The organism is Rothia sp. HMSC08A08, assembly GCF_001808385.1.
Lineage (GTDB): Bacteria > Actinomycetota > Actinomycetes > Actinomycetales > Micrococcaceae > Rothia > Rothia dentocariosa.
Genome location: NZ_KV793078.1, coordinates 25,754 through 48,566, shown reverse-complemented (window position 1 = coordinate 48,566; position 22,813 = coordinate 25,754). Strand labels below are relative to the sequence as shown.

Below are 22,813 nucleotides of genomic sequence, written 5' to 3'. Positions count from 1 at the left end.
GTTAGTTTTTGGGGTTAGGAATTTTGTCGGTGGCGCCTCCGTATCGGCGGTCGCGGCTGGCGTATTCTTCGACGGCTTCGTAGAGGGTTAGGCGGTCTACATCTGGCCAGAGTACGTTCATGAAGACGAATTCGGCGTAGGCGCTTTGCCAGAGGAGGAAGTTGGATATTCGTTGTTCGCCTGATGATCGGAGGAAGAGGTCGACGTCTGGTAGGTCTGGTTCATCGAGGTATTTTTGGAAGGTTTTTTCTGTGATAGATGAGGGTTTGAGGATGCCTGCTTGTACGTCTTGTGCAATGGTTGCGGCTGCGTCTGCGATTTCTGCGCGTCCTCCATAGTTAACGCACATAGTGAGGGTGCAGGTGGTGTTATTGATGGTTTCGCGTTCGCATTGTTCGAGTTGTGAGATAACGTTTTTCCAGAGTTTGGGGCGGCGCCCTGCCCAGCGGATGCGTACTCCCCAGGATTTGAGGGTTTCGAGTTGTCGGTTAAGGACTTCGGTGGAGAACCGCATGATGAAGGATACTTCGCTGGGTGAGCGTTTCCAGTTTTCTGTGGAGAAGGCATAGGCACTGATATAGGGTATGCCCATTTCTATGGCTCCTGCAACGATATCGAGGAGGGCTGCTTCGCCTGCTCGGTGTCCTTCATTGCGTGGGAGTCCGCGTTCATTGGCCCAGCGTCCGTTGCCGTCCATGACAACAGCAACGTGTTGAGGAATGAATTTTTTGGGTATGGGTGGTGGAGTTGTTCCGGAGGGGTGTGCCGGTGGTTTTTGTGGCATGGGATTCTTTCCGGGTTGATGGTGTGTTAATACAGTATTTTACCGTGTTTGATGGTGTTTTTTAGGTTTCTAGTTCGAGGTAGGTGAGGGTCTTGAGGGGGGTTTCGAGGTAGTTTTGGGTGGTGTGTAGGGTGAGGTTGAGTATTTTGCGTGCAGTGAGAGGTGAGACTTTATCTATAGTGTCCCAGTTCCCTTTATAGAGAGCTTGTATGTAGTTGTATTCGGTGGGTGTTATGGGTGTTGTGGGGGTGTCATTTTGGTGGGCGCAAGTTTTGCAGAGGGTTCCTGTTATGCCACGTGTGCCTGCTGGGTGGTACCCAGTGGTGATGGGTTGATTGCAGTGTGTGCAGGTGGCAGTGAAGATGAGCCAGCCTGCGAGTTTCATGGCACGTAAGATATAGCTTGTGAGGATGCGCTGTGGTGTGTGTTTGTTATGAGCTAGTGTGGCGATTGCTCCGTGAGTGAGGTGGTAGTGTGGGTTGGTGTCGTGGGGGGTACTGTTGGTGTTAAGTGTTTCTGCGACCTCAGCGATGGTGTTTGCGGCAGTGTAGGCGTTGTAGTTACCCATGAGGGTCGCTGTATAGGCATGTATGGTTGCGGCTTGGGATATGGTGTGGAGGTTTGTTTTGCCTCGGGTGAAGGACAGGTCGGTGTGCATGTAGGGTTCTAGCCGAGCACCGAATTTTGAGTTTGGTTTGCGGATTGATTTGGCAACGGCGTGGATGACTCCGTTGTTTTGGGTGAGCATGATAATGATGCGGTCTGCTTCGCCTAGGTTTTGGGCGCGGAGGACGAGGGCGTGGTCTCGGAGGTGTTTTGGGGTGCTCATGGTTTTATGTTTGTGGTGTGTGAAGAGAAACCCCGCATTCTGGCGGGTGGCTAGGATGCGGGGCCTGAGGGTTTGGTTGTGTGGTTAGTTTTTTTCGTATTCGATATCGTCGTCTTCGTCGTCGGTGTCGGTGAGGAATTCGTCGAAGTTTTCGTCGTCATCTCCGTAGACGCTAAGAGGTGTTACTTCGTTATGTACTTCGAAGAGGGCATTTTCGTAGGCTTCAAAAGCGTTTGCAATTTCGACATAGGCTTCGTCGATTACGGGGTCGTGTTCGCGGGTGCGGTGGGTGACGGCGTCAAGGTGTGTTTCGAGGGCGTCGAGTAGACGAGTGAGTTCGGTGCGGGGGTCAGTGCTCATGTGTCTAGTCTACTATCTTTTATGGCTATTGTGGTTGGAGAGTGTCATATTGTGAAGGTATGACAAACGCGTACCCAGTGTGTTTGGGCACGCGTTTAGAAGGGTGTTTTAGGAATGTTCTTTAGAATCCTAGGGTTTCCAGGGATGCGCGGATTGCTTCTGCGGAGGCGCGTAGCTTATTGTGTTCTTCGTCGTTCATGGGAACGCTGAGGACTCGCTGTACGCCTTCGTAGTTTACGACGGAGGGTAGGGACAGTGCTACGTCTTTGAAGCCGTAGAGTTCGCCTGCTGCAATGGTGGAGATTGGCAGTACGGCGTTCTGATCTCGGAGGAAGCCTTCTGCAATTCGTGCCGAGGAAACACCGATGGCGTAGTTGGTGGATCCTTTACCTTCAATGACTTTGTATGCTGCACGCATGGCTTCGTGCGCTAGTTCTGCACGTACTTCTTCAGTAAATACTTTGGTGCCGTTGTATTCCCAGTCAATGAGGGGTACCATGCCGATGTTAGCTGCCGACCAGACAGGGAACTCCGAGTCCCCGTGTTCGCCAATGATATTTGCGTGAACGCTCTTGATGGAGACTCCGGCTTTGCTGGCGACGAGCCAGCGCAGTCGAGAAGAATCGAGTACGGTACCGGAGGATAGTACTCGGTGTGAGGGTAGCCCGGTGATCTTCTGGGCGACAACAGTGAGTACGTCGCAGGGGTTGGTAACCAGCATGTAAATTGCGTTGGGTGACATTTCCATGAGGTTTGGCAGTAATTTTTCGAGGATGCGTACGTTTGCTCCTGCGAGTTCGAGGCGGGGCTGCCCGGGCTCTTGGCGGGCACCTGCGGTAATGATGATCATGTCGCAGTCACGCAGGATTTCGAGGTCGTCTCCGCCGGTGAGCTGCGCTTCATGGGCGAACATAGAACCGTGGGCGATATCGAGGGCTTCAGCGTGTGCTCGTTTGCCGTCAATGTCGTAAAGGACGATTTCATTTGCAGAGCCACGTAGGGTTGCTGCGTATGCGGTTGCAGATCCGACACCGCCTGCGCCGATGATGCCGAGTTTAGTGGTAGATTTTACGTTGTTCATTGGGTCGCCGCCCTGTCTTGGGGTTGTTGATTTGTCTGATATGTGGGCAGAAGCACGGAGTGTCTTCTGAAGTTCCCATTATCTATTATGCCTTGTTCTTTGGGGTTTATGTTGGTTTAGTTGCTCTTTTCACGATTTTTTATGTGAGTTTTTACTAGAAGACCATATTTTTCTCCCAAGAAGCCATATAAGGGCTTTACGACTTTTTGGTTAATATCACATAATTTAACCCTTATTTCTGGGGGGGGGGCAAGGAACCTCCCAAGCCCAAACATATCTAGAGGAACTCACAGCTAGAATACTATTGCGAAGAGTAGTTTTCGTACATTGTCTGGTAGTGGGCTACAAGTTTGGTAATTTTGGTGGGTTTATACGATATTTGGGCTGAAACTACGCGTTTATGTCATATAAAGTATTTTTTCTATGTTTCCTAGTAAACATTGGCATGGAAGAGTAGTGTTATAGATGTAGGCTATCGAGCCTGCGCTTAACTAACCTAGTGCTGTAACAGGTCGGTTTGCGTGATAACAACAGAGTATTCAGCATTAGGCGCATCATATAGAGCCTCAAAGGTAAAGGAGTCTATCCCATGAAGGCAGCTCGTTTTTACGACCGTAATGACATTCGCATTGAGGACATACCCACCCCCGAAGTACAACCCGGTGAAGTGTTGGTCAAAGTAGCATGGTGTGGTATCTGTGGCACTGATTTGCACGAGTATCTTGATGGACCTATTTTCTGCCCTAAACATGGGCATCCGCATCCAATCTCAGGAGAAGATTCTCCTGTAACCCTTGGTCACGAATTCTCAGGCATCGTAGAAGCTTTAGGCGAAGGCATTTCCGATCTTGAAGTCGGAGATCATGTTGTGGTTGAGCCATACATTATTGCAGACTCTGTAGATGTCGGCCCAAATTCGAAGACCTATCATCTTTCTAAGAACATGAACTTTATTGGTCTTGCTGGCCGTGGAGGCGGACTATCAGAGAAGGTATCTGTAAAACGCCGTTGGGTTCACAAGATCTCTAAAGACCTTCCGTTAGATGAAGCTGCACTGATTGAGCCTTTGAGCGTCGGTTATCATGCAGTTGAGCGCGCCGGAGAAATCAAAGACGGTGACTTTGCGCTAGTGACTGGTGCTGGTCCCATTGGCCTGCTTACCTCCGCCGTGCTTAAAGCTAAGGGGGCGAAGGTCATTATCTCTGAGCTGTCCTCGCTACGCCGTCAGAAAGCATTGGATTCTGGAGTTGCAGACTATGCCTTCTCCCCTGCTGAGGTTGACGTCCTAGCAGAAATTCATAAGCTGACCGATGATAAGGGTGTAGACGTAGCCTTTGAATGCACCTCTGTACAGCCTGCACTAGACCTCATTCTGGATGCACTCAAGCCTACCGGTAAAGCCGTGATCGTATCAATTTGGGGTAAACCAGCATCGTTGGATGTTCAGAAGGTCGTGCTTAAGGAGCTTGATATTCGAGGAACCATTGCATACGTGAACAGCCACCCGGAAACTATCAAGCTTGTAGAGTCAGGCAAGATTAACCTCAAGCCGTTCATTACTGGCAGGATTCCTCTTGAAGACCTCATTGACAAGGGATTTGATACGTTGATTAACCACAACGAGACTGCCGTAAAGATCCTCGTCACTACCGATCCGCAGCTTTTGCCCTAGGTAACTTTCTTGTAGCCTTACAGGCAAGTCGCGAGCGCCTTATATTCTGTCTGTCAGAGTATAGGGCGCTCAATTATTTGCGGAAAAGTGAAATAGAAAAGGGCCTCTGATGTTTATCAGAGACCCTTTATAATGTGCGCGAGGGGGGACTTGAACCCCCACCCTCTAATACGAGGACTAGCACCTCAAGCTAGCGCGTCTGCCTATTCCGCCACCCGCGCAGGTTACCTTTGAGAGGGCTTTGCCTGCTCAAAGCAACAAGTAATACTATACGGTTGGCAAGTACAAGCAGGCAAATCTATATAACGTGTTATCCGTCACTTTTAAACATTTAGTACTCCCCATGTTCCTTTCTAGTAACATACAGTACAGTGTTCGGGTCACGTCCATGAAGTACTGCATGTGAGAGTTTAGAATAGAAACTATGAATAACGAGAACCTCTCACGCGAAGAAGCTGCAGAACGGTCAGCGCTCATTACCGTAGACTCATATCATGTTCACCTTGATTTGACCCATGCCAAGGATGAAAATTTCGAGACATACCCTACAGTTACAACCGTTAAGTTTAAATCCCATAAGCCTGGTGCCCAGACTTTCATTGATTATATTCACCACTCTATCGATTCTGTTAGGCTTAATGGCGCGCAGCTTGACCTCAACAAGGTTGTTGATGGCTCACGCATCATGCTGCCCGAGCTTGCCGAGGAAAACGAACTTACTGTTCACGGGCGTTCATACTATTCACGGTCGGGAGAAGGTCTGCACCGCTATATTGATCCTTCGGATGGGCGTGTATATCTTTACACCCAATATGAGCCCGCCGATTGCCGTCGTGTATTCCCCAACTTTGAGCAACCCGATCTGAAAGCTGTTTTTAATTTCCGAATCACAGCCCCACGAGACTGGGTTGTCAGCTCGAACGGGGTTCTAGAATCTGAGGTGTCCGACCCGACTGACTCAAATATCGTTAAGCGCGTTTTTGCTCCTACCGAGCGAATTTCTACCTACATTACCGCAGTGTTAGCAGGTGAATACTTCACAGTCACCGATACCTATAAACCCCAGAGTATTACTAACAGCGGCGATATTCCTTTAGTGGCGTACTGCCGCCATTCTCTAAAACCCCATTTTGACTACGATAATATCTTCCGAGTCACTAAGAACGGCTTAGATTTCTTCCAGGATCTCTTTGACTATCCCTACCCTTACCCGAAGTACGAACAGGCGTTCGTCCCCGAATATAACATCGGCGCGATGGAGAACCCCGGTCTCGTAACATTCACTGAGGATTTCATTTTTGTCTCTGGTGCTACCGAAGATGATCTTGAAGGTCGCGCAAACACTATCTGCCATGAGATGGCACATATGTGGTTTGGAGATCTTGTCACTATGAAATGGTGGGATGATCTCTGGCTTAAAGAGTCATTTGCTGATTTCATGGGTGCTCTAGGTGCTATCGAAGCTAATGGTTTTAACGATGCTTGGGTAACATTCGCGAATCACCGTAAATCTTGGGCATATCTGCAAGATCAGCTTCCTACGACGCATCCCATTGTCGCGGATATACCTCATTTGGAAGCTGCAGCCCAAAATTTCGATGGCATAACTTACGCCAAGGGTGCCTCCACCTTGAAGCAGCTTGTTTCCTATGTAGGCTTTGATACCTTTATCGAAGCGGCACGCGTCTATTTCAAACGTTTTGCTTGGGGGAACACCTCACTTCAAGACTTCCTTGATGTACTTAATGAGGTTTCAGGTCGCGATATGCAGACCTGGTCTCAAGCGTGGTTACAGACTTCTGGTCTATCTACCCTCGGTACTCGACGTGTCTACCGCGAAGATGGTAAGCTCCAGGATTTGTACCTCACTCAGCAGCTACCCGACACTCAGCCAGCCGGTATCGGTCGCCCGCATGTGGTAAAGCTTGAAACTTTTATCCTTCAAGAAGGAAAACTTGTCTCAACAGGCACTCTCTCCCTTGAATACCCTGCCGATCCTATCGCAGAGTATCGTGTCTCTTTGCCCCAAGAGCATAAGAAGACTGTAGGTGAAGCTGACTTACTTATGCTCAATGCAGAAGACCACACCTACGCAAAAATCATGCTCACCGATGAGGATGGTCTTCAAGCGGCAATTGCAGGAGTATCCACTCTTGAATCATCTCTTTCTCGCGGTCTTATCTGGGGGTCTCTCTGGGAAAGCGTGCGCGATTCCAGACTTCCCGTTGCCACTTTCGTAGACGCGGTAGTACGGAACGTATCCCGTGAGAGCAGTGCATCTCTTTTGGGAAGTATGGTGTCGAACAGCCAAAACGCTATTACTAATTTTGGTGCCCCCAAGTCTCGACAGCCTTTGTATGATGCTCTCTATGAGTCTTTCTCGAAAGCGCTCGCTGCCGCCAAACCTGGCTCCGATACGCAGCTCATATTGCTTCGGGGGCTTATCTCTATTTCTTCCTACTCAACTCAAGGTGAAGATCTCTGCCGCGATATCGCCCGAGGGGCTTTTGAAGATACTGTGGGAGATATTGCCGATGCGACTGGTATCCCCTACGATCAGAATCTTGGGTGGAGTGCTTTGGGTACCCTGGCGGGGCGTAACCTTGTTACTGTTGCTGATTTAGACCGAGCTGCACAGTATAATCCGTCATCAATCTCAAAGAATGGCTACGCATATGCGATAGCGGCTATTCCTGATGCCGACCACAAAGCAGCCGCTTATAAACGCATCATGGAAGATTCTTCATTATCCAACGACGCCTTGACCTCAACAGCAAATGGTTTCTTGCGAGGGGATGTTGGGCTGCGAACTCCTTACTATAAGCCTTTCTTCGATTCGCTCCTATCAATGTGGGACACCCGTTCCATTGGTATGGCCACTCGTATAGTTCGCGGTTTATACCCTCGTTCGCTCTACAATTACGGATCCGCTGAAGGAACCGGGGTTAGCGATAATCCTTCAGTTGCTCTAGCCCAAGAATGGTTACGCAAGAATCCATCAGCCCCCTCCGCACTACGTCGGCTCATTTTGGAGGCACAAGATAATGCGCATCGGAATATGATCGGTCAGCAATTCAATAGTTCTTTATCCGACTAGCACTTTCTAGGCATTACAGCCTGGTACAGTATCTCTTCTTCACGCCGCTGTACTGGGCTGTAGCCTATCTATAGGTTTCATTAACGTGAAGCAAGATTTTGACCACATTCATCAATTCCTTAAACGTCACCCAAAAGTTACTTTACGTGTAGGGTACTAGTTATTCCCAAAAACGTGAGAGAATTAGAACATATTCATCACCACCTAAGGAGTTTGCTTTGGTCGATTATGCTCTCGGCGACCGTGGAACCCTCACAATTGTCACCGACAACTACTATGAGGCTGAGACTCTACAAGTCTTTCAAGAGCTCCATGTCAACCGTGAACAGTCCTGGCAAGGCAAGGCTCGCCTTGTTCCAGAACCTGATAACCCCTACGAGGCAAACAGCATTGCTGTATACGTTGGGGATCATAAAGTGGGACGTTTAAGTCGTGACGATTCTGCAAACTATTGGAACGCGATTACCCGCGTTGTTGCTTCCGGTTTCTCTCCTACAGCACAGCTGCAACTCAATGCTATTGCTCTACGAGCTGATAGCGGACCGCACATTAAAAGTGTAGGAAAACTCTTTCTGTCGTCACCGACCTTGCTGTTTCCTCTCAACCATGCCTCAGCGCGAGCAGCTATTCTTCCTCAAGGTCCTTCAATCAAGGTGCTTGACGAGAGTGGACACGCTGAATATCTTCACAGTATTTTGCCGCCGACAGGTGAAGGACGGGTAATTTTAAGACTTGAAGTACAACAGGTTAAAAACCCAGATGGGCACATGGTCAGTTCGGTAGAAGTTTTCCATGAGGATACCCATGTAGGACGTTTAAGCTCCCAAATATCAGAACAGTTTATTCCTGTCATTGAACATGCTGCGAAACATGACAAACTCACCAATGTCTGGGGCACGATACGTGGTAACAGGCTCGAGCTTTCATTAACTATTCAGGCGGTGCGGTCAGAGAATATCCCAGAACAGTGGTACAAAGATTTACCCAACGATGTACCTGAGCTCCTACCTGAGGCCAAGAAGTATGAGGTTCCTGATGCTTTTGTCCCAGCTGAAGCGGAAAACACTCAAGGGAAGCATATTCTTCCTCAGAAGATTCGCGGATTTATCACCTCTGTTGCAGGAAAAAACGGAGTCAGCGAGGCGATCACGGCACACGAAGTTATCCCAGAGAAAGCAGCTAAACCCGTATCTTTCGATGATCTTCCTGAAGAACACACGCGCTTGCTTACCCTCGTCAAAATTATAGGTATAACCCTTCTTATAGTTGGCTTGGCAATTGCAATTTGGCGTGTTCTTCTTGGAGTCCTCATAGCAATTATGGGCGGAGCTCTCTACTCGGTTGCTCTGTATTTTGGTCGTCGGTTACTCAGACTGGCTGCTGAAGAACATGCATCCCAGACTGTTACCGTAACTCCTATACCAGCTAGAACACACGTGCAACATTAATAGCGTTATACGGATAAATTTGGGGTAGTCAGCACAGTATCTGACGTGCTGACTACCCCAAATTTTATCTGCAGGATCTATAGACCCGTATATAGACATACCTAGTCAGACCCATAAGTATTCATAAAATCCTGCATACGATCAGCTTTCAAAGCCTCCGTCAACGAATCAACAGCAGGCTGATTAATAATAATGATTGATTGACCATCATAAGACCAGCCAGGGCCTGCGTTAGGAAGTGTCGTCATATGTAAAGCAGCCGAACCACCATTAATGACAGGTGCCGCAATCCGAAGAATCTCACCAGAGCCTAAACCACTATCAACCTTGACGTAGCCGCTAAAGGCATCCACCATATTCTTAAAATTAGTGATGTTACCCAAAAACCCCTGTTTTTGGATGGTCGTATAGAGTCCACGTAAATATGCACGTTGATTACGTACACGCTGATAATCACCCGATGCAAAGGAATACCGCTCACGCACAAACGCTAAAGCAGTGCTGCCATCCATATGCATGGTACCCGGTGTAAAGTTCCAAACGCCTGTTTGGAAAGCAAAAGGAACTTGAACATCAACGCCACCTAGAGCGTTAGTAAGCCCTTTAAACCCATCAAAGTCTATTTCTGCTACATGGTCAATCTTGACACCAATTAGTTGTTCAATGGTCTCAATTTGTAAGCTAATGCCTCCATAGTTGAGAGCTGCATTCACCTTCGCGTTTCCATACCCGGGGATACTTACCCACGAATCACGCATGATAGAAACTAAATAAACGCCTTCCCCATTTTTAGGAATGTGCATCAGCATAATAGTATCTGCCCGAGCCCCACTAACTGTTGCAGCTTCTTGCCCTGAACGTTGATCGCTACCAAGAAGAAGAATATTAGTTCCTTCGCCTTTTACGACCTGACGCGTCTTACCACCCTCTAAGGAGTCAAGAATTCCGTTACCATTCTTGTCAAGGTCATTAGCAAGAGAATCTGCCGTTTTACCATCGGGACCCACAATATTTGGATCATTATTCGGGTCTCCCAGGTTTTTTCTTAAAGAGTCTAAATCTCCTTGTGAATTCGTAATGGAATCAAATTTTTGAGTCTTGGAGTCCCAGGTATGCCCAATGCTCCACAGGTAAATCCCCACTCCGATGATAAGAGTAAGAATAAGGATAGCAAGAATAATTAGCACCCGTTTAAGAGTCTTTCGACGGGGTTTTTCAGCGAGCGCTTCGCTCATGGGTTTGTTTCCTTCGAGTGATGTGATAACGGCATAACCCGCATAAGAATACCGCTACAAAGTGAGTTACCTTCACATTGTAACGGTAGAAAATAAAAACACACCCCGTATCAGATTTTTAATCTATATTACGGGGTGTGTTCTTTATTGCATTCTACGTTTTACGCTTTCTTACCAAAGTTTGCAAAACGTGCGTTGAAGCGTTCGACGCGACCTGCGGAGTCCATGATACGCTGCTTACCGGTGTAGAACGGATGCGACTCAGAGGAGATCTCGACCTCAACGATGGGGTATTCGTTACCGTCTTCCCACTTCTCGGTTTTATCCGAAGTCATCGTGGAACGAGTCAAGAAAACTTTACCGGATGCAAGGTCACGGAATAGTACCGGACGGTACTCCGGGTGGATATCTGCCTTCATGCTTAATTACCTTCTTCTGTCACTGGATTTTGCCAGTAACCCTAAATAGATGGAGTAGGTTTTACGATGCACGCAGAGCGCACCATAGACCGGCTTAAAATGCACAGCCAACCACCAAGGATACCACCTTTAAAGAGGTAACGCTAGGTTCTTAGAGGGCTTGTTGTTACGAACGCAGCCTCGTTTCCCAAAACGCAACAGCTGACGCAGCTGCCACGTTCAAAGAATCGACGCCGTGGGTCATGGGAATCATAACCGTGTGTTTTGTCTGCGCCAATGTATGCGGTGAGAGTCCGTGTCCTTCTGTTCCTAGGATTAAAGCTAACTTCTTATCCTGGCGTGCTGAAAGTTGCCCCAAGGTAAGAGAGTCCTCATCTAGTGCAAGTGCGGCACTTTCAAATCCGTGCTCGTGTAGAATTTCCAGGTCTTTTGGCCAGCGGGTAATTCTGGCCCAAGGTACTTGAAATACAGTTCCCATAGAAACGCGGATAGAGCGCCTATACAGCGGGTCAGCGCATCGTGGAGTAACTAGCACAGCGTCTACGCCTAGCGCCGCTGCGGAACGAAATATAGCCCCAACATTCGTGTGGTCCACAATATCTTCTAAGATTGCGACGCGGTGAGCCCCGTAAATAATATCTTCTACGGTTTGAGGAGCAGGGCGCGCCATTGCTGCTAAAGCTCCGCGATGCAGATGAAAGCCAGTTATTCGTTCAAGTTCTTCTTCCGATCCCACAAAGGCAGGAATGTTATTATACTTCGTCAGTACGTCAGAAAGATCATCTGCCCATTTCTCGCTCATAAGGAATGAGAGGGGGCGGTGTCCTGCATGTAAAGCACGCCGGACCACTTTTGATGACTCTGCAATATAAATGCCCCAGTCGGGTTCGAGAGCAGAGCGTAATTTCACATCAGTCAGGTGGGTATAGTAACGAAGTGTTTGTTCAGGCGCTTGAGCTAATGGCACCACAGACGATACTGCGTACACTCGTTCTGCCCGTGCTTGCAGTTCTTGGGGTGATAATTGTTTCTTCTTCATAAAGACACTACTGGTCATAAACTTTCTCCCACCATGTACGTATATGGTGGGAGAAAGATAAAGCTTAGCGTTTAAAAGCGCTGTAGCGCCCTGTAGGAGTGGCTGTTAAAGCTAGATCCATCGCATATGTTAATGCGAGATTATTTTCTGTGATGGTCTGAGCAATAGGTCCAGACGCTACCACACGACCATCGCGGAGCATGAGCGCGTGTGTGAATCCTGCAGGAATCTCTTCAAGGTGGTGTGTGATAAGTACTGTAGCTGGTGCGTAAGGATCAACTGCAAGTGTTGTAAGCCTCTCTACTAAGTCCTCACGTCCGGCGATATCCATACCAGCTCCAGGCTCATCAAGTAATAAGAGCTCGGGGTCGGTCATGAGAGCACGTGCAATAAGAGTGCGTTTGCGCTCACCATCAGAAAGTGAACCGAATTGACGCTCTGCCAAAGCATCTACGCCCCAGTCTTGAAGAAGTTCTTGGGCACGGTCATCGTCAAGAGCATCGTACTCCTCTTTCCAACGTCCTGAAACAGCATACGCGGCCGTCATGACAGCATCAGAAACTTTCTCTCGGTCAGGGATCTGTGTGGCGGTTGCTCCCGATGACAGCCCGATACGCGGGCGAAGCTCAAAAACATCCACGGAGCCGAGAGTCTCGTCTAAGATCTCTACTTGTCCGACGGTAGGGTGCAAACGCGCCGCTGCGACCGATAAAAGTGTTGATTTTCCGGCACCATTTGGACCCAAGACAACCCAACGTTCGCCTTCATTGACAATCCAGGAAACGTTATCGAGAATATTGCGACCGCCGCGCATGACGCTCACGTTTTGAAGATTAAGTACAGTGCTCATGGTTATTCTCTTCTACGATATGATCTCTACCTATGTGGGAAGGAGCAAACCCTTTGGGGTCCTGCTTCTTCGCTCTATACGTACTTCTAATCGATGAACCCGCGGGCTCCACCGACCAGCTCAACGTGTCCAGTCTGAACATCTGCGGTAACCATGGCAGCTACCTCATGGGCAAACTCGTTGACAGTGTAGAGCCTACCTGCTGTCTCTCGACGATATTCGAGAGCCCCAGGATGCAGGCGGTTAAGCAAAGTTGCAGTCACAGTTCCTTCAATCATGTCAGCTGATACGACGACAAGTGAAATTCCTTTCTCAGTGAGCGCAGGTATTTCGGTGATGAGCGCATCTTCCCCTGCTCGTTTGGACTCTGCAACCGACTGGTATTCTGCCAGGGTTTCAACTTCGCGGATAAAGTGTGCCTGATGACTGGTGACGAAGACGATGCGTCCTCCGTTGGGCATTTTTTCGGCTGCAAGTCGTGCAAGGTTAAGCTGTGCATCTCGGTTGAGACGCATTGCGTAGTCTTCACCCATACCAGTTTCCATACCGCCCGATGCATTCAAGATGAGATAGTCCAAGGAGCCGTAGGTTTCGATAGCAACATTCACAAGGTTTTTGAGGTCTTCAGACTTAGTTACGTCTGCTTGTACGGCGGTCGCGTGTCCGCCAGCTTCTTCGATAGCTTTGACGACCTTATTGGCTCGAGGGGCTTTGGAGCGATAGTTAACTATGATGTTTGCCCCTTGAGCCGCTAGGATTTGGGCAGTATCTGCACCTACACCTCGTGAAGACCCTGTGATAATAACGGTTTTACCGGCGAGCTGTGACATACATTTTCCTTTGTTGGTTCTGTGCTTTCTGAAAGTAAGACGTTTATGGCATGTGATAGGAAGAACCTAGTGTCCCATACCTAGACCGCCGTCTACAGGGATAACGGCGCCTGAGATGTAATCTGCCTCTGGCGAAGCTAACCAGCGAATAACCCGTGCTACCTCAGCAGGGTCGGCGAAACGTCCTGCCGGGATAGTTTTCAGGTAGCTCTCTTTAGTTTCCTCAGGCAAGCTATCGGTCATATCGGTGTTAATAAATCCCGGTGCTACAACATTTGCCGTAATATTTCGACTTCCGAGCTCACGGGTGATGGAACGAGCCATACCAACAAGAGCAGCTTTAGACGATGAGTAGTTAACCTGTCCTGGAGAACCATATAGCCCTACAACAGAGGAGACGAGGATAATACGGCCTCGTTTGAGTTTGATCATACCTTTGATCGCACGCTGTACTACACGAAAAGAACCAGTGAGGTTGGTATCGATAACATCCATGAAATCCGTTTCCTTCATGCGCATAAGCAACATGTCACGAGTAATACCCGCATTCGCCACAAGGATTTCTACAGGACCGTATTCCGCTTCAATAGTTTTAAAAGCTTCATTAATGCTGTCTGCGTCTCGGACGTCAGCTTTAACAGCAAAGAACTCTGTGGGCGCTTCCCCGCTACGGTAGGTCACACAAACATTGTGCCCTGATGCCTTAAACTCCTGCGCGATCTTGTAGCCGATACCACGATTACCACCGGTAACAAGAACGGTCTTGGGGGTGTTATCACTCATTATTTTCCCTATAAATTTGGGGTTACTGGTCATACCTATTCTAGCCCGTTATCTATATGATGTGGTGAGCATCTGTTCTTGCAACACTTAACACCATAAGGAATAGAAGGTTTAGACTAATCAGTACAGGTAATTACCACCATGTGAATCGAAGCTAAAACGTCTATCATAGAGAGTTCGTTACTGTAATTCTGAGGGAGGTGTGTCAATGACTGCTGAAAAGCACTGGACAGCCGAAGACCTCGCGGCCCATGGTTACTACTTATCTACAGTTGATGTCGCAGAACGATTTGAAGACTCTTTAGTGACATACGAAATCAGTAATGCTTCTGCTCCGTTATCGGAGCGTGTAGATAAACGTGCTCGAGACTACATCCTCAAAATGGCGATTCGTGTAGTTTGTATTGTAGGCGCTGTATTTACAGATGGTACCCTGCGCTGGATATGCGTCGCAGGTGCAGTACTGTTGCCTTGGGTGGCCGTAGTACTTGCGAATGGTGAGTCAAAACAGGAATCGAGTGGATTTACTGCCTATTTGCCTGAGCATCATCGGCGAGCTTTAGAAACAGGAGCAGCGTCGAATACATCTACTGCAGATAATGAGTCCGACGCCTCTGAGAACTCTCATTGCTACGCACAAGATGCGGATTCTTCATCGCCTTATAATCGGACTGATGTCATAGATATTTCTGAAATATAGTTTCAACAGGTATAAATACCGTTACGCGCAATATAAAGATGGAGGTGTCAGTGGATCTTCTGGGCTCTTTAGCGGGGAGCTCCTCCCCTAGCTTGGATATTTGTTCACGTAAAGGCTGCCACAACGAGGCAACATACCAGATTCTCTGGAATAACCCGAAGGTCCACACTCCTGAGCGCCGCAAGATCTGGTTGGCTTGTCATGAGCACGTTCATTGGCTTGAGAATTATTTACGGGAGAGGGAGCTTTGGAAACAGACCCTACCGTTTCCCCAAAAGTCCTAGCTTCATAAACTCTATTTCAGCCATAGTTAGAGATAGGGACGTAAGCGCCATATCACTGTATTGTCCGAGCGTTCTCCCCTACCATAAGTAATACAGGTACACCACCGTCTCTATATACACATCTATTTTTATAGGCTCATATCAGCTTCGAAAGGCATGAGGAATTCGCTATGGGTGCATACCGTTTTCTCTTCACGGGTAAGTGGATAGGCTCTTTCGTGCTGTGCATTATTTTCTCGATAATCTGTGTTTATCTAGCTGGTTGGCAGATGAGCCGAAAAGAGGCTTTAGATTGGCGCAACTCACTAATCGTGCAGAATTATCACGCAACTCCCTATAGCTTCCAAGACCATCCTACAATTTTTCAAGACTTTGATTCGGGGGCGCAGTGGCACCCTGTATCCCTTCGTGGTCGGTATATCACCGATCAACAGCTACTGGTACGCAACCGTCCTTATCAGGGACAAAATGGGTTCGAAGTATTGGTCCCTTTTCGTGCAGATACTGGTGAAATAGTCATTATCAATAGGGGTTGGATGTCGGCGAGTTCTTCAGATGCTTCACGCCCCAGCACCGAAGTCCCTGCGCCACCAGCAAATGATGTTATTGTTGTGGCGCGAGTCCACCAAGGAGAGAGCGCTACAGGTAAGGATGCTCCCGAAGGCCAAGTCGCGTCTATCAACCTTCAGGAAATCAGCGAACGTACGCATTTACCTGTCGCCGCTGGGGCTTACGGTCTGCTGGACTCTGAAGAACCTACGCCTGTGCAACGGCCTGTACAGAAATCCGAACCTGAACTCGATAATGGACCTAATCTGTCCTATTCTATGCAATGGTATGCTTTTGCAGTTCTTATTTATGCTGTTTATGCCTGGAGTGCACGGCAAAAAGTTCGTAATGATGAATTAGATGCTCAGGTAGCCCAGGAGCTAGAACGCTATTATAGGCAGTTCTATGCCGAGGATGGCAGTTATATTGGGCATGAGGATGAAACCGTTGTGCTTCGCAAGATGGATATGATCGACGATATGCCTTCTCATATGAAATCTATTGTACGCCCCCGCCCTGCTAAGAAACACTCGCGTCTGACCGATGAAGAGGAAGAAGACGCTTTCCTGGACAGGTTAGAACGGCCGTAACCGCCAGGCTTTCCTGCAGGGATATGGAAGTAACCCACCATAAAAATCGAAACCTTTTTCGAATTTTCCCTGTATACTGGATCTAAGATCTCATATATAGTTTCGAAATAATACGAGGGGTTTCGTCACACATGATGGGTTATTCTCATACCGTCAGCGCTGCCGCTGGCTGGTTGGTTCTCTCAGAACTTGGTGTAATCCAAACCCCTAATACTCCTACCCTCATTGTTACAACCCTTGCCTGTGCTGGCGCAGGAGTATTACCAGATATCGATCACCATAATGGTTCTATCGCTCGTTCTATACCTCCTGTATCAGGTTGGATTGCCCGGGTTGTAGGCCTTATCAGTGGAGGGCACCGAAAGGGAACGCACTCAATTTTAGGGATCATCGCGTTCTGGGCTATCGCATACTTTGGCAGTACACTCACTTACCAAAGTATTCCGTGGTTGTCCCTTGCTCTCGCCGCATTCTCAGGAGGTCTGGCTTTGCGGATTTTAGGAGCTCCAGGAGGTTGGATTGGGGCTTGCGCCCTAGGCTATGCTGCGTATACCACTCATTCTTTAGAGCTTCTTCCCTGGGCCATTTCAGTGGGCGCAACCTTACATGTTATAGGTGACGCACTGACCACCCGAGGTGTTCTCCCGCTATATCCCATTACGGTTAAACCACTTGTTGCCTCTTCCCTCTGGAAGAAAAGCGGCTACATGGCACTCCCACTTTTAGGTGATGCAGGAAGCATCCGGGAAAAGGTCCTTATTCTCTGCCTAACCTGTTATATCGTTTGGTACACGGCAGCTCTTTTAGGTTTCTGCCCTTACCCACTCCATAACTTTATTATTTCTTGAGCATCAAACAAAGAATCTCCCGCTCCTAACCATATGGTTAGGAGCGGGAGATAAAACCTTTTTACCTCAGTCTTGCCAAGACTTAAGCGTCCTGGATGGGCCAGAAGACGTCAACCTCGACGTTCTCTTCACCGGAGGTGGGGTACTTTTCGTACTCAGTGTTATGCATAGGCTGTTCTCCTTTTACGAGCAGATAGAATCTCTCTACCTGCGCTAATCCGGCTCGTCAGAGTCGAAAATCTGTGCTTTTGCATCCTCGCATTTGCGGGAACAACTCAAGTCTAACCCGCTCATGTATTGGTTTTCCAGCCAAAAACCCACAATGTAGGCAGATACACACTATATTTTTATAAAATCCACACAATATATCATTAAATCAAGTAAAGAGGGTGTCTTCTAGCCAGAAAATCCCACATAGCCAACATAATATGCGAAAGCTCTAAGGATATATTCAAAGTTTCATAGCACTTTCACTTATGCGCCAGTTTACATACACACCTATACCCACAAAGGTTAGGAGCATTCCCACGCGTTACATCACATACAGATGCTAGGTAAACACCTTTTCCTTGTCCTAAGAGCAGATTGCGTCTAGGCAAGTGAGATAAGATCCTGATACTCCTTCGACCAGAGGTCTTCAACTGCGTCCGGAAGCAAAAGAACACGTTCGGGGTTTAGAGCCTCCACAGCTCCTTCGTCGTGGGATACCATAACGATAGCGCCTTTATAGGCTTTGAGCGCGTTCAGAATCTCTTTACGAGATGCAGGATCAAGGTTGTTAGTCGGTTCATCCAAGAGAAGTATATTGGCGCTCGAAGCGACCAAAGTTGCTAATGAAAGACGAGTTTTCTCTCCTCCGGAAAGTACACCTGCTGGTTTCTCCACATCGTCACCAGAAAAAAGGAATGAACCGAGGATAGTGCGTACCCGCGTATCGTCAAGATCCGGCGCGGCGGATTTCATATTTTCTAAAACAGTTCGCTCACCATCGAGAATCTCATGTTCCTGCGCGAAATACCCGATCTTAGCTCCATGCCCATAGACAACTTCGCCGGTGTCGGGAGCAGTGTTGCCAGCTAACATACGTAGCAAAGTAGTTTTACCAGCACCATTCAGCCCCAATACGACAACACGAGAACCACGGTCAATAGCCAGATCAACATCGGTAAAAATTTCAAGTGAGCCGTAGGATTTTGAAAGACTCTGTGCAGACAGCGGGGTCTTACCGCACGGGGCAGGTTCAGGAAAGCGGATAGCAGCAACTTTATCTGTTTGGCGTTCGTCTTCCAGCCCCCGCATCATACGTTCAGCACGCTTTATCATCTGTTGAGCCGCCACGGCTTTAGTTGCCTTTGCCCGCATTTTATTAGCCTGTTCCATGAGTGCTTGAGCTTTCTTCTGAGCATTAGCACGCTCACGCTTACGACGATGTTCATCTTGCTCACGCTGGCTCAGATAGTTCTTCCACCCCATGTTGTACTGGTCAATCACGCAACGATTTGCATCAAGATAAAACACACGGTTAACTACCAACTCCATAAGCTCAACATCGTGGCTAATAACCAGCAAACCACCCGAAAAATTTTTCAGGAACTCACGCAACCATAAAATGGAGTCCGCATCCAAATGGTTTGTTGGTTCATCAAGTAGCATCGTATCGACAGCTGAAAACAAGATACGTGCTAACTCCACACGACGACGCTGCCCACCAGATAGAGTCTCAAGAGGTTGCGCGAGTACTCGTTCAGGCAGATCCAAATTGGAGGTTATAACTGCGGCTTCAGATTCTGCGGCATAGCCGCCGCCAGCAATAAACTCAGCCTCAAGACGATCATAGCGCCGCATACCCTTTGTACGTATGCTCTCATCTTCACTCGCCATATCTTCTTGAGCTTGGCGCATTTTCTTGGCTACTCCGTCAAGTCCGCGGGCTGAAAGAATACGGTCACGCGCCAGTTGAGTCATATCATCGACTTTGGGGTCTTGAGGGAGGTATCCGATAGAGCCGGACCGGGTGACTGTACCTTCTGCTGGTAGAGCTAATCCCGCCAAGACTTTTGTCATAGTGGTTTTCCCGGCCCCATTACGCCCCACTAAACCGATCTTGTCCCCATTATCTACCCGAAAGGTTACATCTTCCATTAACAGACGGGCACCCGCGCGGAGCTCTAAATTCTGTACTGAAATCACAACATGTCCCTTCCGAGAATCAACAAAACAGTTAGTGAATGAGGAGTTTAACAACCCATCTATTCTACGTGAGTTACGCTAGAAGACGCTGACACCCGATAGTCTCCGTAAAACGTCACATATATTACATAATGCGTTTTCTATGGTAGGAAGGTATATAAGAATATATAAGACCCCAGCGGCGTCGAGGGCGGTACTACCCTCGATCTTGACACCGAACGTCATAATCAGCCACACACGACTTCATATTTTTAAGGATCAACTCTCGTGCCTAACCCTTATGCCCCAGATCAATCACCAGGGCGCAATATAGCTCTTATAGCAGTCTTCACAGCATTTATCGCGGTTCTTAGTCCTTTGGCGCTACCAATCCCAGGTGTCCCGATTCCTTTAGCTCTTGGCCCTTTCGCTATCTACACCACCGCTCTAGTACTCGGTGGTTTTCGAGCTTTTATAGCAACTCTCCTCTACGTACTGTTAGGGTGCCTAGGGCTACCAATCTTTGCTAAAGGTGCTTCAGGGTTTGGTACGCTTGCGACGCCAACCGGTGGCTATCTTCTAGCCTATCCTCTGGGCGCGTTATTGGCTGGGACGCTAGCTTATACAGTAATCCGTAGAAAGCTCAATCCCTGGCTTACCGCTATCCTGTGCATCTTCTGCGCTATGGTAGGCTTCGTGGTAATTTCTGCAGGAGGTATCTTAGGGCTTATGACCAACGGACATATGGAATTTACCCATGCGTTTGTCATCGCGGCTTCATTTGCTCTTCCAGACCTTCTTAAGTCTATCGTTGCGTCTATCGTGGCGTCTGCTGTGCATCGGGCATTTCCTGGGTTAGTGCGCTCAAAAGCTCGCAGGTAATTGAGGATGTTTTTTTCCAAGAAAAGTAGCGCCAAAATTGAGCGCGAAGCACCAACGATGCCGTCCGCTCCCCCGTCCCTTGAACTTGATGCAGTTACCGTGTCAGCTGAAAACGCTCACGGACAAACTCGAAATATTATCGACCATGTATCAGTCTCTTTAACCGCACCTAAAACTGCGATTATTGGGCTTAACGGCATGGGAAAGTCAACCTTTTTAGGGCTTTTTAACGGTATTACTCGACCCTCCCAGGGAGTCATAAAGGTATGTGGAGTAGATATCTCCGAATGTCCACAGATAACTCGTCGGTCTATAGGTATGCTCTTCGCTAACCCAGATGCGCAGCTTATCATGCCTACAGTCCTCGAAGATCTAGAGCTTAGCCTCCGTCGGCATAGCTCTCTCAACCGAACTCAACGCCTAGAGCAAGCACATAAGCTGCTTGCTCAACAAGGTCTCGACGACAAGGCTGATCAGAGCATTTTTTCTCTCTCCAGCGGAGAGAAACAACTTGTAGCCCTCACTGGGATTTTAGCGGTAGAACCACGAATCCTCTTACTTGATGAGCCTACGACTCTTCTTGATCTACGTAATCGAACACGGCTGATAAACCTTCTGAATAGTCTCGATCAGATGCTTATTATCAGTACCCACGACCTCGGCTTGGCGGAGACATGCGATGAAGCAGTCATTATCCATAATGGAGAGCTTATATACCATGGCGAAGCGCACGAAGCGGTTCAACAATACCGTTTATATTGTGAACAAGGCTTTCCCAACGAAAACCTGCTGCATAATATACGAGCCAGGCAATCTCGGAAGGATTCAACCACGTGATTCGAACCGCGCAGAGGTCGCACCATGCGACTTTCCTCGGTAACTTACTTATTGGAAGCTACGCTCCGGGGAATTCGCTGTTGCATCGCACACCGCTTTGGGGCAAAAGCCTCCTCTGCGCTTGTTTACTGCTCGCGCTCGCGGTAACCGGTTGGGAAGTAGCACTATACGTTCTGTTCTTTTGTTTTATCTTGTCTTGGTCAGCTGGGATGCGTATCCGCACGCTCTTAAAAATCGTCTATACGCTGCGATGGCTTATAATTCTTTTAGGGCTTTATTATGTCTTTTGGGGCACGTGGCAAATTGCGGTAGACGTCATGTGTACCATGCTAGGCGCCGTCCTAATCTCACGGATTCTTCTCACGACTACTCCGCTACCTCTTTTACTTGATGGAATCATCTGGTTACTCACACCACTTAAACTTCTAGGCTTATCTCCCAAACGTATAGGACTGATGCTCGCTCTGGTTATAAGATCTATTCCTGCCATTATGGATAATTGGGCAGCTTTACAACAAGCTGCTCACGCACGCGGTTTGCCCAAACGTTCCACTTGGCGACTGCTTGTACCTCTTGTGGTACAAGCAGTAGGATACGCTCAAATAACCGGGGACGTTTTAACCGCACGAGGCGTAGAACTCTAAAAGGAATTTTCTTTTACGGCACCAGCAACATCATTCCCGGCTAAGCAAAACTATTCCCACCATACGAACCACGAAGGTTTGTTATAAAGCCCCTTCACGACACATGAGAGGTCCTCATAACTTGTGGGCTTTAGCGCTCGACTTATTATCCCCTGTTCTAAAGCAAGCACCTCGGCGTCGCGCAATGTTGTGATTGGCTCTGCAGTATAAAACTCAAGGTAGGTTGCTGCAATAACAGCCGGAATAGCACCATCCCGCTCATACCAATACTGCGCGAGTGCTAACATGTCTTCCGCACTTGGGACGTCTTCCCACCCGCCAAACGGCAGATACGCAAAGACGTCTGATGGGTACGCTGTAGGAATTTCAAGCAAGATAATTTCAGCTGAATTATCTAGAGTCTCATCTTCATTCATCAGGCTTGATACGAATGTCAGAGGGGCAGGCGCACGTAGAGCAGGTGCAATGCCGCGAGGAACCGTTACCTGCGACGTTAAAAATCCTTCATAATAGTTCTCGAATAAAGTCGAGTCAGCTCGAGCTAATATTTTACGCACAAGAATTTCTAATGAATCCTTATCAAGGCGTTTTTGGTGTTCTGTCAATATATCTTGAGCATAGGATTTAACGTACTCAGCGCTAATATTCACTGGCGGGTTTTTCGTGCGCGCCGATATATTGTTCTGGATAGTAGACAGAAGAAGATCGTCAAGTACGACCAGAACCGGGGTGAACCCATAGGTCCGCCCATCCGCCAAACGGTTAAGATACAAATGGTGAATGTAACTGCTGGGAGCGCCAGGGGCTATCCGCAGGTGCGGATAATGATATAAAGAGGTGAACTTCTTGTAGAGTTCCGCCATGGTGTCTCCGATGCTTGATT

General features: G+C 48.2%; 22 protein-coding genes and 1 tRNA gene. 10 read left to right on the top strand and 13 right to left on the bottom strand.

Annotation, left to right across the window (positions count from 1 at the left end; all coding sequences use genetic code 11):
• Nucleotide 1: 1 nt before the first annotated feature.
• The 4 genes from HMPREF3164_RS07845 to HMPREF3164_RS07830 form a co-directional block, all read right to left on the bottom strand.
• Complete coding sequence (locus tag HMPREF3164_RS07845) at nt 2-784, bottom strand: isoprenyl transferase (protein ID WP_048752181.1); 783 nt, start codon at nt 782-784, stop codon at nt 2-4.
• Between the two features lie 61 nt (nt 785-845).
• Nucleotides 846-1,613, bottom strand: a complete 768-nt coding sequence (gene recO, locus HMPREF3164_RS07840; protein WP_070450219.1) for a DNA repair protein RecO — start codon at nt 1,611-1,613, stop codon at nt 846-848.
• 84 nt (nt 1,614-1,697) lie between these two features.
• Nucleotides 1,698-1,973: a hypothetical protein gene (locus HMPREF3164_RS07835; RefSeq protein WP_070450216.1), complete on the bottom strand. Its 276-nt coding sequence runs from the start codon at nt 1,971-1,973 to the stop codon at nt 1,698-1,700.
• Nucleotides 1,974-2,094: 121 nt separating this feature from the next.
• Nucleotides 2,095-3,054, bottom strand: coding sequence for an L-lactate dehydrogenase (locus HMPREF3164_RS07830; RefSeq protein WP_070450213.1), 960 nt, complete (start codon nt 3,052-3,054; stop codon nt 2,095-2,097).
• Between the two features lie 589 nt (nt 3,055-3,643).
• Here HMPREF3164_RS07830 and HMPREF3164_RS07825 point away from each other — a divergent pair.
• Nucleotides 3,644-4,726: a 2,3-butanediol dehydrogenase gene (locus HMPREF3164_RS07825; RefSeq protein ID WP_070450211.1), complete on the top strand. Its 1,083-nt coding sequence runs from the start codon at nt 3,644-3,646 to the stop codon at nt 4,724-4,726.
• Nucleotides 4,727-4,861: 135 nt separating this feature from the next.
• Here HMPREF3164_RS07825 and HMPREF3164_RS07820 read toward each other — a convergent pair.
• Nucleotides 4,862-4,947 (bottom strand) — tRNA-Leu (locus HMPREF3164_RS07820).
• A gap of 203 nt (nt 4,948-5,150) precedes the next feature.
• Between HMPREF3164_RS07820 and pepN the strand changes: the two genes are divergently transcribed.
• Together pepN and HMPREF3164_RS07810 are read left to right on the top strand one after the other, a co-directional pair.
• Nucleotides 5,151-7,823 (top strand): aminopeptidase N, encoded by a 2,673-nt coding sequence (gene pepN / locus HMPREF3164_RS07815; RefSeq protein ID WP_070450208.1) that lies wholly within the window; start codon nt 5,151-5,153, stop codon nt 7,821-7,823.
• A 218-nt stretch (nt 7,824-8,041) separates the two neighbouring features.
• The gene (locus HMPREF3164_RS07810) at nt 8,042-9,271 is read left to right on the top strand and encodes an HIRAN domain-containing protein (protein ID WP_070450205.1); all 1,230 of its coding nucleotides are present in this window, start codon (nt 8,042-8,044) and stop codon (nt 9,269-9,271) included.
• Between the two features lie 101 nt (nt 9,272-9,372).
• Here the strand turns inward: HMPREF3164_RS07810 and HMPREF3164_RS07805 are convergent, their stop codons facing one another.
• The 6 genes from HMPREF3164_RS07805 to HMPREF3164_RS07780 all read right to left on the bottom strand — a co-directional run bounded on the left by HMPREF3164_RS07805 (nt 9,373) and on the right by HMPREF3164_RS07780 (nt 14,427).
• On the bottom strand, nt 9,373-10,506 hold the full coding sequence (locus HMPREF3164_RS07805; protein WP_004004644.1) for an LCP family protein: 1,134 nt from the start codon (nt 10,504-10,506) through the stop codon (nt 9,373-9,375).
• A gap of 161 nt (nt 10,507-10,667) precedes the next feature.
• Nucleotides 10,668-10,925, bottom strand: a complete 258-nt coding sequence (locus HMPREF3164_RS07800; protein ID WP_004004643.1) for a type B 50S ribosomal protein L31 — start codon at nt 10,923-10,925, stop codon at nt 10,668-10,670.
• A 166-nt stretch (nt 10,926-11,091) separates the two neighbouring features.
• Nucleotides 11,092-11,964 (bottom strand): TrmH family RNA methyltransferase, encoded by an 873-nt coding sequence (locus HMPREF3164_RS07795; RefSeq protein ID WP_083297374.1) that lies wholly within the window; start codon nt 11,962-11,964, stop codon nt 11,092-11,094.
• A 64-nt stretch (nt 11,965-12,028) separates the two neighbouring features.
• Nucleotides 12,029-12,814, bottom strand: coding sequence for an ABC transporter ATP-binding protein (locus tag HMPREF3164_RS07790; RefSeq protein ID WP_070450200.1), 786 nt, complete (start codon nt 12,812-12,814; stop codon nt 12,029-12,031).
• 86 nt (nt 12,815-12,900) lie between these two features.
• The gene (locus HMPREF3164_RS07785) at nt 12,901-13,644 is read right to left on the bottom strand and encodes an SDR family oxidoreductase (RefSeq protein ID WP_070450198.1); all 744 of its coding nucleotides are present in this window, start codon (nt 13,642-13,644) and stop codon (nt 12,901-12,903) included.
• 66 nt (nt 13,645-13,710) lie between these two features.
• The gene (locus HMPREF3164_RS07780) at nt 13,711-14,427 is read right to left on the bottom strand and encodes a beta-ketoacyl-ACP reductase (protein WP_070450195.1); all 717 of its coding nucleotides are present in this window, start codon (nt 14,425-14,427) and stop codon (nt 13,711-13,713) included.
• Nucleotides 14,428-14,635: 208 nt separating this feature from the next.
• On the opposite strand from HMPREF3164_RS07780, the gene HMPREF3164_RS07775 reads away from it, so the two are divergent.
• The 4 genes from HMPREF3164_RS07775 (at nt 14,636) to HMPREF3164_RS10935 (ending at nt 17,398) form a co-directional block, all read left to right on the top strand.
• Nucleotides 14,636-15,127 (top strand): DUF3099 domain-containing protein, encoded by a 492-nt coding sequence (locus tag HMPREF3164_RS07775; protein WP_050749203.1) that lies wholly within the window; start codon nt 14,636-14,638, stop codon nt 15,125-15,127.
• A 50-nt stretch (nt 15,128-15,177) separates the two neighbouring features.
• Nucleotides 15,178-15,411 carry an acetone carboxylase gene (locus tag HMPREF3164_RS11420; protein ID WP_080972538.1) on the top strand — a complete coding sequence of 78 codons (234 nt, stop codon included), beginning with the start codon at nt 15,178-15,180 and terminating at the stop codon, nt 15,409-15,411.
• 170 nt (nt 15,412-15,581) lie between these two features.
• On the top strand, nt 15,582-16,550 hold the full coding sequence (locus HMPREF3164_RS07770; RefSeq protein WP_070450192.1) for an SURF1 family cytochrome oxidase biogenesis protein: 969 nt from the start codon (nt 15,582-15,584) through the stop codon (nt 16,548-16,550).
• Nucleotides 16,551-16,681: 131 nt separating this feature from the next.
• On the top strand, nt 16,682-17,398 hold the full coding sequence (locus HMPREF3164_RS10935) for a metal-dependent hydrolase (RefSeq protein WP_083296686.1): 717 nt from the start codon (nt 16,682-16,684) through the stop codon (nt 17,396-17,398).
• 591 nt (nt 17,399-17,989) lie between these two features.
• Here HMPREF3164_RS10935 and abc-f read toward each other — a convergent pair.
• Nucleotides 17,990-19,588, bottom strand: a complete 1,599-nt coding sequence (abc-f, locus tag HMPREF3164_RS07765; protein ID WP_048752192.1) for a ribosomal protection-like ABC-F family protein — start codon at nt 19,586-19,588, stop codon at nt 17,990-17,992.
• Between the two features lie 267 nt (nt 19,589-19,855).
• On the opposite strand from abc-f, the gene HMPREF3164_RS07760 reads away from it, so the two are divergent.
• Genes HMPREF3164_RS07760 through HMPREF3164_RS07750 form a run of 3 tightly spaced genes read left to right on the top strand, consistent with a single transcriptional unit; the run spans nt 19,856 to nt 21,930 of the window.
• Nucleotides 19,856-20,449, top strand: a complete 594-nt coding sequence (locus tag HMPREF3164_RS07760; RefSeq protein ID WP_048752193.1) for a biotin transporter BioY — start codon at nt 19,856-19,858, stop codon at nt 20,447-20,449.
• A gap of 6 nt (nt 20,450-20,455) precedes the next feature.
• Nucleotides 20,456-21,286: an energy-coupling factor ABC transporter ATP-binding protein gene (locus HMPREF3164_RS07755; RefSeq protein ID WP_048752195.1), complete on the top strand. Its 831-nt coding sequence runs from the start codon at nt 20,456-20,458 to the stop codon at nt 21,284-21,286.
• Entirely contained in the window at nt 21,283-21,930 is a 648-nt protein-coding gene (locus HMPREF3164_RS07750; RefSeq protein ID WP_048754058.1) for a CbiQ family ECF transporter T component, read from the top strand. The genes HMPREF3164_RS07755 and HMPREF3164_RS07750 overlap by 4 nt, the downstream gene beginning before the upstream one ends.
• A gap of 50 nt (nt 21,931-21,980) precedes the next feature.
• On the opposite strand, the gene HMPREF3164_RS07745 is transcribed toward HMPREF3164_RS07750, so the two are convergent.
• Nucleotides 21,981-22,793, bottom strand: a complete 813-nt coding sequence (locus HMPREF3164_RS07745) for a DUF4253 domain-containing protein (RefSeq protein ID WP_048752198.1) — start codon at nt 22,791-22,793, stop codon at nt 21,981-21,983.
• Nucleotides 22,794-22,813 lie beyond the last annotated feature (20 nt).